This window comes from Planctomycetia bacterium (genome assembly GCA_016795155.1).
In the GTDB taxonomy this organism is placed as follows: Bacteria; Planctomycetota; Planctomycetia; order Gemmatales; family HRBIN36; genus JAEUIE01.
In genome coordinates, this window is the sequence record JAEUIE010000032.1 from 89,819 (window position 1) to 104,226 (window position 14,408).

The following is a 14,408-nucleotide window of genomic DNA, read 5'->3' on the forward strand; positions in this document are numbered from 1 at the left end:
ATTTCTAATTCATCAACTGCATCAAGCAGATAGACCAATAGCTCAGCTTGTGACCAGACGCATTTCTGGTACGATGTCATACCAGATATTAATTGGCAGGGAAGCCGATGCGTGTTGCACTTTTTTCGAGGAATCTACATACTGCAGATGCAGTCGGTAAGCAGGTTTTGGCCAAGCTGCACTTCTTTCAGCAGCGTGGCGCTGAAGTAAAACTTTTCCTTACTGAGCCTTGTTCCCAAAACCCTGAGCTGAATACAACCCAGTATGTAATTGGTTCAGCGAAAGAGATTTGGAAACAACCTGAACATCGACGTTACTTACAGTCGTCCGATTGGATTATTGCCGAGTTTGCAGCATCATATTCCCTGCTTGACCTGCTCCCGGCCCTGCAACATGCTGGGCCACGAGTGCTGATTGATTATCACGGCATCACGCCGCTGGAACTGGCAGAAGAGGGTTTGAAGTCAGAAATTATTCAGGCAAACAGCCAATGTGCTCTGCTTTGGTGTGCTGATGCAGTGATGGTGCACAGCCAGTTTGCTGCAGGCGAATTGCAATCAGCCATTAATCTGCCTGCTGAACGTATCTATGTGATTCCATGCTGGGTACAAGCATCGGTTCAACAAAATCACCTGCAAAACAAAGTACAGCAATTGCGGCTACCATTTGGCCGTTCCAGAATCCTTCTGTTTACTGGAAGAATGGCCAGGAACAAGCTGCCGGAAATGCTGATACAGGCTCTGTCCATTTTGAATCAGACAGGTCAATCGTATCAGGCTGTATTCATTGGCAAGCAGGATGACATCTATCAAACGAGATTGCAGGCTTGTCATTCCCTGGCCCGGCAACTTGGTGTTGAGGATCGCGTTCACTTTATGGGCTGTGTCAGCAATACAGAATTGCAAGCCTGGTATTCTGCTGCTGATACACTCATCTTGCCTTCGCGACATGAGTGCTTTGGCATGCCCATCGTGGAAGCGATGATGTCGGGTACTCCAGTCATTGGACTGCAAGCAGGTTCGCTACCTGAAGTCATCGGGCATGCTGGCTACACCGTTCGCAATCCAGAAGAGTTGGCAAGCCAGTTGCAGGTTCTGTTCAGTAAACCTGTGGTTTGTTCATCAAAGCGAGTTGCGATAGTAACCCATCGGTATGGTCAGCATTTTGCTGGCGGTGCAGAGAAATCGCTGCGAACCATGGCCAAGGCACTTCAGCAGCGTGGGTACGCGATTGATATCCTCACTACCTGCAATGTACATGAAAACAGGTGGAGTAACACACTGCCTGCTGGCACTGTCAGCGAAGATGGTTTTCAGGTGAAGCGATTTCCGATTGACCCATTCAATGCTTCCAAACTGGGTGATGCCTACGAGAAAATCAGCCAACGACGGGGCAAAGTGGATCATGGCACTGAGCAACTCTATCTGAATAATTCTCTGAGTTCTCAGTCATTAATTGCAGAATTGAAGTCGCAGTTGGATCAGTATCAGGCAGTCATCACCGGGCCTTATTTATTTAAGTTGGTGTACGATGTGGTGCAGGCATGTGGAAGTAAAGTGCTGCTGGCACCGTGCTTTCATAATGAGCCTTTGGCCCGTCTTGAAGCCTTTAGAACTGCCTACCGTCAGGCAGGGGGAATGTTGTTCCACTCGGATGTGGAAGCAGAATTCACCAGCCAGTTATTGGGAATTCACCATCCTCGACATGCAGTGATGGGAACAGTGTTGGAGCCTGCTGCATTTCAGGGGAACGCTGCATCAGGCCAGCAAAAGTGTGGTGAGAACTATCTCGTCTATGTGGGAAGATACTGTCCGGAAAAGGGATTGGATTGCCTGATCGAATGGCTTGATCAGATCAATCGAAATTCAGCGAACCCTGTGAAACTGGTCTGTATGGGGCAGGGGCCACGCAAGCTGCCGTCCAAACCCTGGCTGATGGATTTAGGTTATCTTGATGAAGCAGAAAAGCGTGATGTTATTGCTGGTGCATTGGCTCTGGTAAATCTTTCCCGCCAGGAATCGCTCTCGATTGTGGCCTTGGAAGCCTGGGCATTGGGTGTGCCGGTGATAGTTCACGAGCAATGCTCGGTGTTAAAAGAGCAGGTCAAACGTTCCCAAGCTGGAAGGGTAGTTGGATCGGTGCAAGCACTGAAAGACGTAATCACTACCTGGATGAAAAACCCAGATGAGAGAGTTGATACGGGATCACATGGAAGAACATGGGTGATGCAGGAATATGCATCAGCCGAGCGCTACGCGGGTAAATTGGATCAGTTAGTCAGATCATTGTCTGACCCAATAAGTAAGGTTGCAAAAGAACAGGGGATTCGCAGAGCAAATGGGTTTGATCCTGCCCTCTGGGAAGAGCGATTGTCGTTAATTCTGGATGCTGTCTGGTCTGAGGAACCACGCAAACAGCACGCTCGGGTTGAAATAGAATTGTTGCAACATGAACTCGTTCTTACGCCAACAGCGAAATCCATCGCAACGACAGTGCGTGCAAGAAACCTTGGCAATATACTGTTGCCTTCCCATGGGCCTGCTCGCTGTTCCTGGCAGGTGCAATGGCTTAATGCAAAGCATGCTTGCGTTGGACAGATTCAGGTAATACCTCTTGCAGCAGCCCTTATGCCAGGACAAGAGCAGATGTGCGTACTGTCTATTGATGTTCCTGCTGATTCTCAAATAACAGGCATGCAGCTTCAATTAAGGCAAAAGGAAATGGTGTTGAATACTGCAACAGCCCGGATTATGGAAAAGAACAACTCACAGTCTGATATTCAACATGACAGACCAATTGCAGCCATTGAGCCATTGCTTCGCCAGCTCAGGTCATTGCTGTCGGAAGCCAAGCAGGTGGAAACCCTGCCTGAAACATATCAGGACGTTACAGAAGGTCTGCTGGCTACACTGAAAAAACAGGTTAAACACAAACTGCTCAACAACTTCCGGAAAGCCTATGTGGATGTAGCGTTCAGGCAGCAATCTGACTTGAACGAAAAGCTGATTGTGTGTATGAGTCTGTTGCTGGAAGCACTATCAACCCAGGATAGCACCGCTCAGGCTGCTGAGCAGGACAGGCGAGTTCGCAGACTTGAAAAACAGATGCGAAAGGATCGCCGTCAGATACGTTTGCTGGAGCGACAACTGCAGCGTTGGCAAACGCCAGTGCAAACGGGAATTCAGGGGGAAACACCATGAAATGCGTAGTAACTGGAGCAGCGGGATTCATAGGCTCGCATCTGAGTGAAAGATTGATCCATCATGGGCATGAAGTCATAGGCATCGATTCACTGGTGCCTTATTATTCCCCTGAACTGAAGCAACAGAACATTCAATGGCTCAAACAGCATCCACGCTTTGTGCTGCATCAGCACGATCTGCGTTATCAGCCAGTCCATGAACTGGTTCAGCAGGCTGATGTCATCATCCATCTTGCTGCCATGCCGGGTTTGTCTGCCAGTTGGACCAAATTCGATGACTACATGACATGCAATCTGCTTGGCACGCAGAAACTGCTCGAAGCAGTGCGAGAAACCAAGGTGCGTTTGCAACGATTCATTCTAGGTTCAACTTCCTCGGTCTATGGCAAATATGCATCCGGTGATGAAACAGCACCAACAGTACCGTTTTCTCCATACGGAGTAACTAAATTAGCTGCAGAGCACCTGGCTCGTTCATACGAAGAAAACTATGAGCTGCCTCTGGTGGTGCTTCGTTTCTTTTCCGTCTATGGACCAAGGCAGCGTCCGGATATGGGTTATAACAAATTCATTCAGGCCCTCTTGACCGGCTCTCCGATCTCACTGTTTGGAGATGGCAAGCAGGTGCGAGGCAATACCTATATTCATGATTGCGTTTCAGCAATCGAAGCGTCCATGCAGGCCCCCGTACATGAGACATATAACATTGGCGGCGGTGAAATGGCCAATGTCTGGGACATCCTCAAGATGCTGGAAAAAATCAGCCAGAAAACAGCCCTTGTTAATCGCATGGATGCGCGACCAGGTGATCAGCGATACACGATGGCCGATACCAGTCGTCTGTTCAGGCACACTGGCTGGACACCGCAAACACCTCTCGAAGAGGGATTAACACAGCAATTCCTTTGGCAGCAACGCATGTTTGAACAGTTAGGTAAATCGACTATTCGCCGTGCAGCATAATCATTGCTGCTTAAAGTAATAAAGCACGGCCAAGGTGATGATAAAGCCAAGGAACATGACCAGACCGAGTAGAATTACCAGGCGAATATCGCTCTTGGATTGTGAAGGCTTCTGCAAGCGGTAATTTGCCGGAACGGTGAAAACAGTTTCGGGCGAAATGCCTGGCTGGATGATGATGCCACTATGGGGCGTTCGAGGCGGTGGCGATTTAGGAGTGGCATCCGACTTGGGTTTGTTCATCGAACCGGAACCAGGACCAGTTGGCGAAAACCCACCACTGCCTGGCTTGGGTAGCGAACCACTGCCAGGGCCGCTGCTGTCGACACGGGGAATCGCAGTGCCTGAAAGCGGTGTCAATAAAGGCACAGCTACGGGAACGATTACCAGGTCTCGGAATTCCGGATGTGTACGAAGTTGTTCAAATGGGCCAGTAGGCAGACGGCTGACACGAATATCATTGGCATCGCCCAGTCGGCCTTCCTTGAAGCATCGGCGGATGGACTGCATGGCACCTTTAACTGTATGTGTGGTACCGAATTCATCTGAATAAACGATATACCACAAATCGGTTTGGCCTGATGTCGAACTGCTTGAACCCACGCGGCGCGTTGATCTGCCACTGATATCTTCAACAAACTCCCTGCACGTAGACGGGCGCTGCATGGGGTCAGCACTCATCGCCCGGCGAATGGCCCAATCCAATCGTTCACTCAGATGCGGGTTCAATTCACGGGGTGGAGGATAGTCGTTCTGAACCTTCTTCATCCATGCATCAAGAGGGCTGCATGATCGGAATGGCAGTTCGCCTGTCACCGCCATGTAAAGCGTGGCAGCCAGCGAATAAATATCGCAACGGGAATCGGCGTTTTTGGCATTGCGAAATTGCTCAGGTGCCATGAACTGAGGTGTGCCTAATCCACGACCGGTTCGAGTGAGATTCAAATCAGTTTCGTTTTCCTTGACCAGACCGAGGTCGGCAATTTTTGATGTGCCATCTGGTTTAATTAGAATGTTATCAGGCTTAACGTCGCGATGGACCATTCCATTCGAATGAGCTTTATGTAGACCTTGTGCAATCTGTGCAATGATCCGGATGGCTTCTTTTTCTGGTAAGCGGCCCTGCTGATCGATGCGCTGGCCCAGCGTTTCTCCTTCGACATATTCCATCACCAGGTATGGACTGCCATTGTCATAGCCGAAATCTAATGCTCGGACAATATTGGGATGATCCAGGGTGCTGGCAGCTTTAAACTCTTGTTCGAATCGCTTAACGAGAACGGCATTAGATGCCATGTTGGCTGGGACAATTTTGATTGCAATTATTTCGCCGGTAATGTTATTTCGAGCTTTATAGACCGATCCCATGCCACCATCGGCGATCTTACTCAGGAGATCGTAGTCCCCTACGGTGCGTAGAGGAACGACCCCGCGTAATTCGTCGGTCGGCATCCGTAAACCCCAATAACACCATTACTTAACTACACTTCTTACTATAGCTTATTGCCACTGAAATGCAGTAAACATTTCAGTGGTCTTACCATTTTTTTATGTCCGGAAGAAACGAAGTTATTGGTTCGTTTCTTGGCTTAAACATGAGAATTTACACGATCTGCATAACAGATAGTGACTGCCCTTACTGAACCTTCTTTGCGCTCTTGATGATTATGTCCTCAGTAGGCACATCCTGATGTCCACCAACACTGGTGGTTGAAATAGCTTTGATGCGATCAACCGTATCCATTCCTTCAATGACTTTGCCGAATACGCAGTAGCCCCAGCCATCGCGAGCATTGGGCTGATCGAGAAATCGGTTGTCTACGATGTTGATGAAGAATTGTGCCGTTGCACTGTGGGGATTCCCGGTTCGTGCCATGGCAATAGTGCCACGTGTATTGGAAAGGCCATTTTTGGCTTCATTCTTGATCGGAGCGTCGGTTTTCTTTTCAGACATACCTGGGTTCATGCCACCACCCTGAATCATGAACTTGGCAATCACACGATGGAAGATTGTTCCATCATAGTGCTTCTTTTCCACGTAGTTCAAGAAGTTTTTAACGGTTTCAGGTGCCTTGTCAGTATAGAGTTCAATCTTGATGTTACCTTTGTTGGTTTCCAGCAGTACTACAGGATTTTTGCTGTCGCCCTGGGCAAACATCATTCCGGTTGCAAACAGAACCAGTGTCAGGCTACTGATGATACTTTTCAACTGCATGAGACACCTCGTGTGTGTAAGAAACATTCCTCGACTCATTGGATATTAGTATTAACTGATGACTCGACTGACATCATCCGGCCCGTTAGACTATGAGTTTGTTCCCGATGTGGAGAAGAGCATGAAACCTCGCGAACTCGATCTACCTGATTACCAAGCAGTACTGCAAGAGGTAGGCATGCTGCATCAGAAGGGATACGAGCCAGTAGGAAACTGGGACCTCGCTCAAGTGCTGAATCATCTTGCCTATTTTATGCAGGGTGCCTTGGAAGGAAGTCAGTTCAAGGTTCCCTGGATTTTCAAAGCATTGTTTGGCAAGATGGTGCTTCGTCGCATTTTGACTTCGAAGCGTATGAAACGTGGGCAGTTCACCCCACAGCGTCCCTTACCCCCATCTGGACTGGATGAATCGGAAGCAGTGAAGAATTTCCATGTCATGGTGCATCGCTTTGTCAATTATCAAGGTGAATATGTTCCTTCACCATTTTTCGGAAAGATGACTAGAGAAGAGTGCCAGGAACTCAATCGAATTCATTGCAATCACCATCTAGGCTATTTGATTCCCCAAAGGCAATTCCCGTTGAAAATGCAGGCAAAGAACTTAAGTTAGCTGTATGGAACACTTTACTGCAGCTCTTCAGTCGTTACATACACATTTACTTCGCATTCGTGCGGTGACCGAAGAACTGGAAAACGGACCACGTCGGGTTAAGCGTTCTCTGCAAAAAGTAGCTGCTGCCGAGAAAGCTGCACAGGATCATCAACAGGCCATTAAATCCCTGAAAGTGAATATTCAGGATCGGGATGTCAGCCTGAAAGCCAACACGGAAAAGATCAAGAAGTACAAACGCGATCTGGATGGCATCTCGTCCAAAAAGGAATACGACGCACTCAACATCGAAATTGCATCGCTCGAAAAACGCAACAGCGACCTGGAAGAAGAAGCGCTAGGTATGATGTCTCAGGTAGAAGAAATGACTGCTCGAATTCCCGAATTCGAACAAGCCATCGTCAAAGCCAAGGAAGATCATGCTCGTGTTGAAGCAGAGTACCAGGCACAGTTGCCTGCCTGGCAGACACGCCTGGAAGAAGCTCGACAAGTAGTAGCTCAACAGGTTGAGAAACTTCCTGATGGTTGGAAAAAAACCTATAAACGGCAGCTTCTATCAGAAGGTGCTGATGCTCTTGCAGCACTTACTGGCAAAACATGCTCGGCCTGCAATATGGACGTTACAGCACAGCAGTACGCCATGATTGCAGCAGGCAATATCGAATCGTGCAAGCACTGTGGAAAGATTCTCTATGTTTCTGCATGAGGTGCTTTACTTTTGGAGCAATTGATTCCAATTCGTTGACTGCAATCGCTTGACCTGTTGATCCTGTTCCACCAGAAATAAACTGGCAGCTCCTGGCAAACCTTGAATCATCCGCATTCCTGATTCACTGTTTAAAACACAGAATGCTGTAGCTGCAGCATCACTGTCTACGCATCGTGGTGCAATGACAGTACAACTCATGCGACCTTTCACGCCAATTCCGGTACGCGGATCAACGATATGAGAATAACGTGTGCCGGCGATTTCAACAAATTGTTCAAGATCGCCTGAGGTGGACACTGCCTGGTTTTCAAGAATAATCGTGTCTGCTGCGTACTCATCAGTTGCTTTTAATGGAGCAATGGCAATTCTCCAGCCTGTCTGATGAGGCGGTCGCTGAGAAACGCAAATATCCCCGCCAGCTGCAACGCAGGCTGATTGGATCCCATGCTCCTTCAGTACGCGTTGCACTTCATCTGCTGTGAATCCTTTGGCGATGCCGCCCAGGTCAAGTTTCATTCCAGATTGAGTGAGTGTTACGGTTACCTGTTTCTGATCAAGCTGAATATTCCGATAGTTCACCAGATTTCTGGCGCGCTCAAGAACTTCTTGCCGTGGTAGTTGCCTTGTGCGACGAGCGTTTCGCCACAACTGTATAACAGGCGCCAAGGTGATATCGAATGCACCATCAGTTCGTTTCGACCAGAGAAGGCTTTCCCGTAGTATGTCCATCATATCTTTACTAACTGTAACAGGCCCTTTGCCTGCCTTGGCACAAAGCTGGCGCAATTCACTGTTTTCATCATAATCACTGAAAGCAGTGTTTAACTCCTTGATGCGTTTGAAACAGGCTGAAGCAACACGATCCGCTTCAGCTTGATGATGAGCATAGAACTGAAGGTGGAAGATGGTCCCCATGTGAGGCTCAGAGAATTCGAATCGTTTCAGTGGAATGTCCGTAGGCTGTTGGTTTTGTGAAGTACCCAATAGCAATGGCAGAAAAAAGATGAAGTTGAGCATAGTCATTCCGGGTATGGCATGTTAAAGTGTTAGATTGAAGCTTCAACAGGAGTAACAGTGTGGTTGGTGCTCAGAAACTGCCTGGTTTGATTGTCGTTCTCGGCCTCTTACTGACACAATATTGCATGGTCGAGTCGCAGGATAAGTCCAGCCAGCCTTTTACCAAGTATACACAAACCATCCCTGATACAAATGTTAAGTTTGAGATGCTTCCCATTGCTGGCGGAGTATACCTGCAAGGCAGCCCCGATTCCGAAGCAGGCCGAAATAAGGACGAAGGCCCACAGTCTAAGGTGGAAATCAAACCCTTCTGGATGGGGAAATGTGAAGTAACCTGGGATGAATACGATCTGTTTCGCAATAGCGAAGAAACACATCCTCCCGAAGGTGAAAAAGGTAGATTGATTCGATTCAAATTCAAGAGCTTGTCTGGCGATGAAATTACTCGTCCCACGCCACCCTATACCGATATGACATTTGGTTATGGCAAGGATAACTATCCTGCTATCAATGTGTCCCATTTTGCTGCGATGGAATATTGCCGCTGGCTGTCGGCAAAAACCGGCCATGCTTATCGTCTTCCCACAGAAGCTGAATGGGAATATGCAGCGCGAGCCGGCACAACTACTGCATATTCATTTGGCGACGATGCTTCCAAACTTGGAGAATATGCTTGGTACGATGCCAATTCGGACAGCAAAACCCACGCGGTAGGTCAGAAGAAAGCAAATCCCTGGGGTCTGCACGACATGCATGGCAATGTGGCAGAATGGTGCCTCGATGGCTACTCCAAGGATGACTATTCCAAACGGGATAAGAACAAGGTTCAGGTCCAGCCTGTCAATCTTCAACTCAAAGCCCGCTTCCCCAACGTAGTCCGTGGAGGCAGTTGGGTGGATGAAGCCAAAACCTGTCGCAGTGCGGCACGAATGCCTTCTGATAAAGACTGGCTGCGTCAGGATCCGCAAAGTCCACAAAGTATCTGGTACCTGACTGATGCAGATTTTGTTGGCTTTCGCATTGTGCGTGCGGTAGAAGAACAAAAGGATTTGATCGGCATCAAATCCCTGGTTACACGCCAGAGCCCTTACAAGCCGTAACCGTGATCGGTTACATCCATCCTGCCCGTTTTCCCACCTTCACAAGGATTTGCCTGTTATGACGACACCCACGAATGCACATCGGCGAGATTTCATCAAGGCAACTGCTGCCGCCGGACTGGCCACAGCTGTTGGTGGATTGCCTGCAGTACATGCCGGCAGCAATGAAACGATTCGAGTCGGCTTGATTGGTTGTGGTGGCCGTGGTTCAGGAGCAGCCAAGGATGTACTCTCTTCAGCTCCCAATGTCGAAATCTATGCCATTGCCGATATCTGGAAGGAACGACACGATCGTTTCTTTAATGAACTCAAAGACTTTACCTCACAAGGCAAAGCCAAGGAATATGGCAACCGATTGAATGTTTCTGAAGAACGACGCTTTCTGGGATTCGATGCGTATAAGAAAGTGCTCGATTCTGGCGTGAACTATGTCATGCTCTGTACGCCTCCTGGCTTTCGACCCATGCATCTGGAAGCTGCAGTTAAGGCTGGCAAGAACATCTTTACTGAAAAGCCTGTTGCAGTAGATGGCCCCGGTATCCGCAAGGTTTATGCCGCATACGAAGAAGCCAAGCAGAAGGGCCTGAACATTGTTGCAGGCACACAGCGACGGCATCAGTTGCCTTATGTTGAAACCATCAAAAAGCTGCACGAAGGAGCTATTGGTGATATTCACTTCATGCGCTGTTACTGGAACCAGGGCGTGCTGTGGAAAGTAGATCGTACCGAGAAAATGAGCGATCTCGAATGGCAACTTCGCAACTGGTACAACTTCATGTGGATTTGCGGCGACCACATCGTCGAACAGCACATTCACAATATCGACGTCTGCAACTGGGTGATGAATGATCATCCCATCAAGGCACGGGGATCAGGTTTCCGCACCCGCACCGACCCCAATTTCGGGCATATCTACGATCACTTCTCCATTGAATATGAATACCCTAAGAACGTTTTCATGCACAGCATGTGCCGCCAGATCAGTGGTTGCTGGGACAGTGTTTCCGAACAAGTGTTTGGCAGCAATGGACACAGCGATCCTGCTGGTTCGATTAATGGCAAACCTACTGTTGCCCGGGAAGCTGTCCGCAAAGCTCAAGGACCATACGTTCAGGAACATACCGATCTAATCGAAGCCATTCGTTCAGGCAAGACAGTGAATGAACTAAAAACGGTTGCTGACAGCACCTTGACCGCCATCATGGGACGCATGTCTGCTTATTCCGGCAAGGAAGTCACTTGGGACGCGGCACTGAATTCAACGCTTGACACCTTCCCCAAAGTGCTGGATTTCAACGAGAAATACCCGGCCCCACCAGTACCCATACCTGGAAAGTACAAATTCAACACATGATTCCGGGTGCGGGACGGGTGCCACGGTTTGCGTGTACTCACGCTAATCGTGCCGATTCGCCTCATAGGTGATTTTGCTGGTTAACTTAAAAACTCGTGCGATGCACATTCGCACGAGTTATTTGTTGAATAGACTTTATTCTTCAACAGTGTCTGTTGATTTTGTATCGCCGTTGCGTTTCAGGCTGATGCTGCTGTTGCTCGTTTTCAGAGTCAAGGTTTTTCCAGGCTTATCATTTCCGATAGTGCCTTTTACATAGTTTTTGCTCGATTTAAATCCAAAATCGGTTTTCAGATAGTTGAAATCGCTTTTGATTCTGCCGTTACTGGTGGTAGCTTCCACATTGACTGCAGTATCCCGAGGCAGTTGCATAGTGATATGAGCGTTGCTGGTAGTTGCCTTATGATCGCCATCCACCAGATTTCCAGTACAGCGAAAGCTGCCATTGGAGGTTTTGCAGTCTAACAGAAGGTCTCGCCCATTGACCTGTACTTTCGCATTGCTGGTTGCAATTTTCACGGGGCCTTGAATTGCCTCACACTCCACGGAACCATTGGTAGTGGTGAGATCAACCCATGACTGCGTATCTTTGACATCGATGGAGCCATTGCTGGTTTTGGCAATGGTCCCCTGGTTGCGTCCACTCACCCGGATGCTGGCATTGGTGGAGACCAGTTCCAGCTTACTTCCTTTGGGAACCTGCAGAGTAGCCGCTGCTCCGCTGCTGTTCCACTGCTTGCGGCCATCAGTGCGCTTCACCCGGATGACTATCTTTCCGTCCTGGTTGGGAATCATGTCAAAGGCAATGGCAGCCAGTTCCGCTTCAGCTTCTTCCTTATCAACTCCTACACCACGCTTGGTTAACTTGCCGGTTACATCTTTGCCTGATGTCGAAGTAATATCAATCGAGCCGTTGGCCATCTCAATGAACAGGTGCGGCTTTTCACCTACTGGCAAACTGACGTCGCGGTGCTCAAGAATGGTGTAATCAGGGGTGCAGCCTGTCAAACAGGGTACCAGAAACACGAGGGCAACAAGACGCAACATGGCCTGGTTCTCTCAGAAAAAGTGGTTCAGACGCTATTCGTTATTTCAGGGGCAACATTTAATAGAATAGCGTGCATATGCTGTTAAAATCAAGACAGCAGAAAGCTACCTTATTTCCTTTGAACAATTTCCCTTACATCTGGAAGGAACAGCATCATGAAATGGGAAGATCGTGAAGAAAGCCAGAATGTGGAGGATCGTCGCAGAATGACCCCCAAGGCGGGAATGGCATTGGGTGGAGGCGGCTTGATCATTCTCCTGATTGCCTTGGTTTTCGGCTTAGATCCCCGCAAAGTCATGAATCTTCTGGGTGGGGCAGGTGGTGGCGACCAGCAGGTTCAGGTCGATAATAGTAAACAGTTCAGCCCAGAAGAAGAGCGCCAGGCACAGTTCAGCAGGGTCATTTTCAGAGATACAGAAGTCATCTGGGATGAACTTTTTGCCAAGATGGGAAAAACTTATCGAAAACCCACTCTGGTACTGTTTTCCGGTGCTGTTGCATCCGCTTGTGGCAGAGCTGATTCTTCCGTTGGACCGTTCTATTGCCCTGGCGATGATCGGGTTTACATTGATACATCATTTTATCAGGACATGTCGAAAAAACTGAATGCACCGGGAGACTTCGCAAGAGCCTATGTTATTGCTCACGAAGTAGGCCATCATGTTCAGAATCAACTTGGCTTTACCCAGCGGGTTGATGAAGCCAGGCGTCGCGGTCCGGAAGTGGAAGCCAATCGCATGTCGGTCAGGTTGGAACTGCAGGCAGATTTCCTGGCAGGCATCTGGGCTCATTATGGTCAGAAGAAATTCAATTTTCTTGAGAATGGCGATGTGGAAACCGCTCTCAACGCTGCTTTTCAGATTGGCGATGATCGCCTGCAGAAACAGGCCCGTGGAACCGTCGTTCCCGATTCCTTTACGCACGGCACATCTAAACAACGCATGCGTTGGTTTATGGAAGGCCTGAAAACAGGAGACATGTCCAAAGCCAGGTTGCTTTTCGATCTGCCTTACAACGAACTATGACGAATTGGACAAACATCCAAAGTGTCATAAGTTGATAATCATGCACCCGTAGCTCAACTGGATAGAGCAATGGTCTTCGGAACCATAGGTTACAGGTTCGACTCCTGTCGGGTGTATTGGGAGTTGTATATCGAACAGCGGAGAGGAAGGGATTCTCTGAACGCTCAATTGCTGCATGCCCAAGATAGTGGCAAGTACCTTATTTATAGGCCTTTTTCAGAAGCTGTCCATGTAGCAATTGACGTGGCCCGCGAATCAAATCAACTTCCCAATGCCACAAATCCGCCACAAGGAGTGCAGTTATCTGATAGTCTCCTCTATCCATTCTCGCCCCTCCGGAGTTCTGGTGCATCTTACCTTTGTACCTTCCTTGTAATTCATCGTTGGAAGCCTCCCTTTAAGTTTGGAATGAAGGACACCTTGATCGTCTGTGACATCATGACTGTAGTACTTGACAGTAACGCCAGTATAAAGGCTAGAAGCGTCATCAAGACTTTGTCGAGTAACAGTTCCAATCCAGTAGTTGTTTTTGTCGGGTGGTTCCTTCCACGTGCTATTGTGCCACCAAAGGAATAGAAAAAAGAGGCCAAAGTAAGCGATTAGTATGGCAACTGCTTTCTTACTCCATTGTCCCTGAGTTACTGTCGGCGATTGTTCCATACGTCCCCCTGCCGTCGGTTGTGGATTGTGAACTCGCAGTATGTGCATCATGAATTGCGTAGAACCGCCTCACGAGAATAGTCCATTTTGGACTATTCCATCATGGACTCTATCATCCATCCTCCTGACGTGCAAGGATGTGATGGAAAAATCGATCTACACACGTGAATACTCTGTCGTGCTTCGATTAATTCGTGAAGCCCGAGAAAAGTCTGGCATCACTCAGGAGCAACTTGCAAAGCAACTCAAACAGACTCAGTCTTTTGTCAGCAAAATTGAGCGTGGTGATCGACGCATCGATATTGTCCAACTCCGCACTTTGTGCAGAGTATTTGGCACAACGCTTTTGTCGTTTGTGCAGAAAATGGAAGCTGAACTCAGCAGTAAATCTTCAGTCTGAGTTTGATCCAACATTCAAAGTCATTGTCTTCAATGATGCTTCTACGAGCATGTGCTAGTAAGAGATGGGGTTTCAGTTGTGTGTACGATTAAGTGCCCATGGAAGCAG

Annotated in this window: 12 protein-coding genes and 1 tRNA gene; 9 read left to right on the top strand and 4 right to left on the bottom strand. The window is 48.4% G+C overall.

What is annotated here, in order from left to right:
* The first annotated feature begins 107 nt into the window (after window positions 1-107).
* Together JNJ77_12685 and JNJ77_12690 are read left to right on the top strand one after the other, a co-directional pair.
* Window positions 108-3,200 (top strand): glycosyltransferase family 4 protein, encoded by a 3,093-nt coding sequence (locus JNJ77_12685; GenBank protein ID MBL8823440.1) that lies wholly within the window; start codon window positions 108-110, stop codon window positions 3,198-3,200.
* Window positions 3,197-4,165: a GDP-mannose 4,6-dehydratase gene (locus JNJ77_12690; GenBank protein MBL8823441.1), complete on the top strand. Its 969-nt coding sequence runs from the start codon at window positions 3,197-3,199 to the stop codon at window positions 4,163-4,165. The genes JNJ77_12685 and JNJ77_12690 overlap by 4 nt, the downstream gene beginning before the upstream one ends.
* On the opposite strand, the gene JNJ77_12695 is transcribed toward JNJ77_12690, so the two are convergent.
* Complete coding sequence (locus tag JNJ77_12695; GenBank protein MBL8823442.1) at window positions 4,166-5,614, bottom strand: serine/threonine protein kinase; 1,449 nt, start codon at window positions 5,612-5,614, stop codon at window positions 4,166-4,168.
* Window positions 5,615-5,798: 184 nt separating this feature from the next.
* Window positions 5,799-6,377: a peptidyl-prolyl cis-trans isomerase gene (locus tag JNJ77_12700; protein ID MBL8823443.1), complete on the bottom strand. Its 579-nt coding sequence runs from the start codon at window positions 6,375-6,377 to the stop codon at window positions 5,799-5,801.
* A gap of 121 nt (window positions 6,378-6,498) precedes the next feature.
* Here JNJ77_12700 and JNJ77_12705 point away from each other — a divergent pair, with 121 nt between their 5' ends.
* Both JNJ77_12705 and JNJ77_12710 read left to right on the top strand, forming a co-directional pair.
* Window positions 6,499-6,987, top strand: a complete 489-nt coding sequence (locus tag JNJ77_12705) for a DUF1569 domain-containing protein (protein MBL8823444.1) — start codon at window positions 6,499-6,501, stop codon at window positions 6,985-6,987.
* Window positions 6,988-6,991: 4 nt separating this feature from the next.
* The gene (locus JNJ77_12710) at window positions 6,992-7,693 is read left to right on the top strand and encodes a hypothetical protein (protein MBL8823445.1); all 702 of its coding nucleotides are present in this window, start codon (window positions 6,992-6,994) and stop codon (window positions 7,691-7,693) included.
* A gap of 6 nt (window positions 7,694-7,699) precedes the next feature.
* On the opposite strand, the gene JNJ77_12715 is transcribed toward JNJ77_12710, so the two are convergent.
* Window positions 7,700-8,611, bottom strand: a complete 912-nt coding sequence (locus tag JNJ77_12715) for an FAD:protein FMN transferase (GenBank protein MBL8823446.1) — start codon at window positions 8,609-8,611, stop codon at window positions 7,700-7,702.
* 227 nt (window positions 8,612-8,838) lie between these two features.
* Between JNJ77_12715 and JNJ77_12720 the strand changes: the two genes are divergently transcribed.
* Together JNJ77_12720 and JNJ77_12725 are read left to right on the top strand one after the other, a co-directional pair.
* On the top strand, window positions 8,839-9,813 hold the full coding sequence (locus JNJ77_12720; GenBank protein ID MBL8823447.1) for a formylglycine-generating enzyme family protein: 975 nt from the start codon (window positions 8,839-8,841) through the stop codon (window positions 9,811-9,813).
* Between the two features lie 58 nt (window positions 9,814-9,871).
* Window positions 9,872-11,167: a Gfo/Idh/MocA family oxidoreductase gene (locus JNJ77_12725; protein MBL8823448.1), complete on the top strand. Its 1,296-nt coding sequence runs from the start codon at window positions 9,872-9,874 to the stop codon at window positions 11,165-11,167.
* Window positions 11,168-11,302: 135 nt separating this feature from the next.
* On the opposite strand, the gene JNJ77_12730 is transcribed toward JNJ77_12725, so the two are convergent.
* Window positions 11,303-12,214, bottom strand: coding sequence for a DUF4097 family beta strand repeat protein (locus tag JNJ77_12730; GenBank protein MBL8823449.1), 912 nt, complete (start codon window positions 12,212-12,214; stop codon window positions 11,303-11,305).
* Window positions 12,215-12,370: 156 nt separating this feature from the next.
* On the opposite strand from JNJ77_12730, the gene JNJ77_12735 reads away from it, so the two are divergent.
* The 3 genes from JNJ77_12735 (at window position 12,371) to JNJ77_12745 (ending at window position 14,300) form a co-directional block, all read left to right on the top strand.
* Window positions 12,371-13,240 carry a neutral zinc metallopeptidase gene (locus JNJ77_12735; protein MBL8823450.1) on the top strand — a complete coding sequence of 290 codons (870 nt, stop codon included), beginning with the start codon at window positions 12,371-12,373 and terminating at the stop codon, window positions 13,238-13,240.
* A gap of 42 nt (window positions 13,241-13,282) precedes the next feature.
* Window positions 13,283-13,356: transfer RNA gene (locus JNJ77_12740), tRNA-Arg, on the top strand.
* Between the two features lie 686 nt (window positions 13,357-14,042).
* A complete protein-coding gene (locus JNJ77_12745) occupies window positions 14,043-14,300 on the top strand; it encodes a helix-turn-helix transcriptional regulator (GenBank protein ID MBL8823451.1) in 258 nt (85 codons plus the stop codon).
* The last annotated feature ends 108 nt before the right edge of the window (window positions 14,301-14,408 follow it).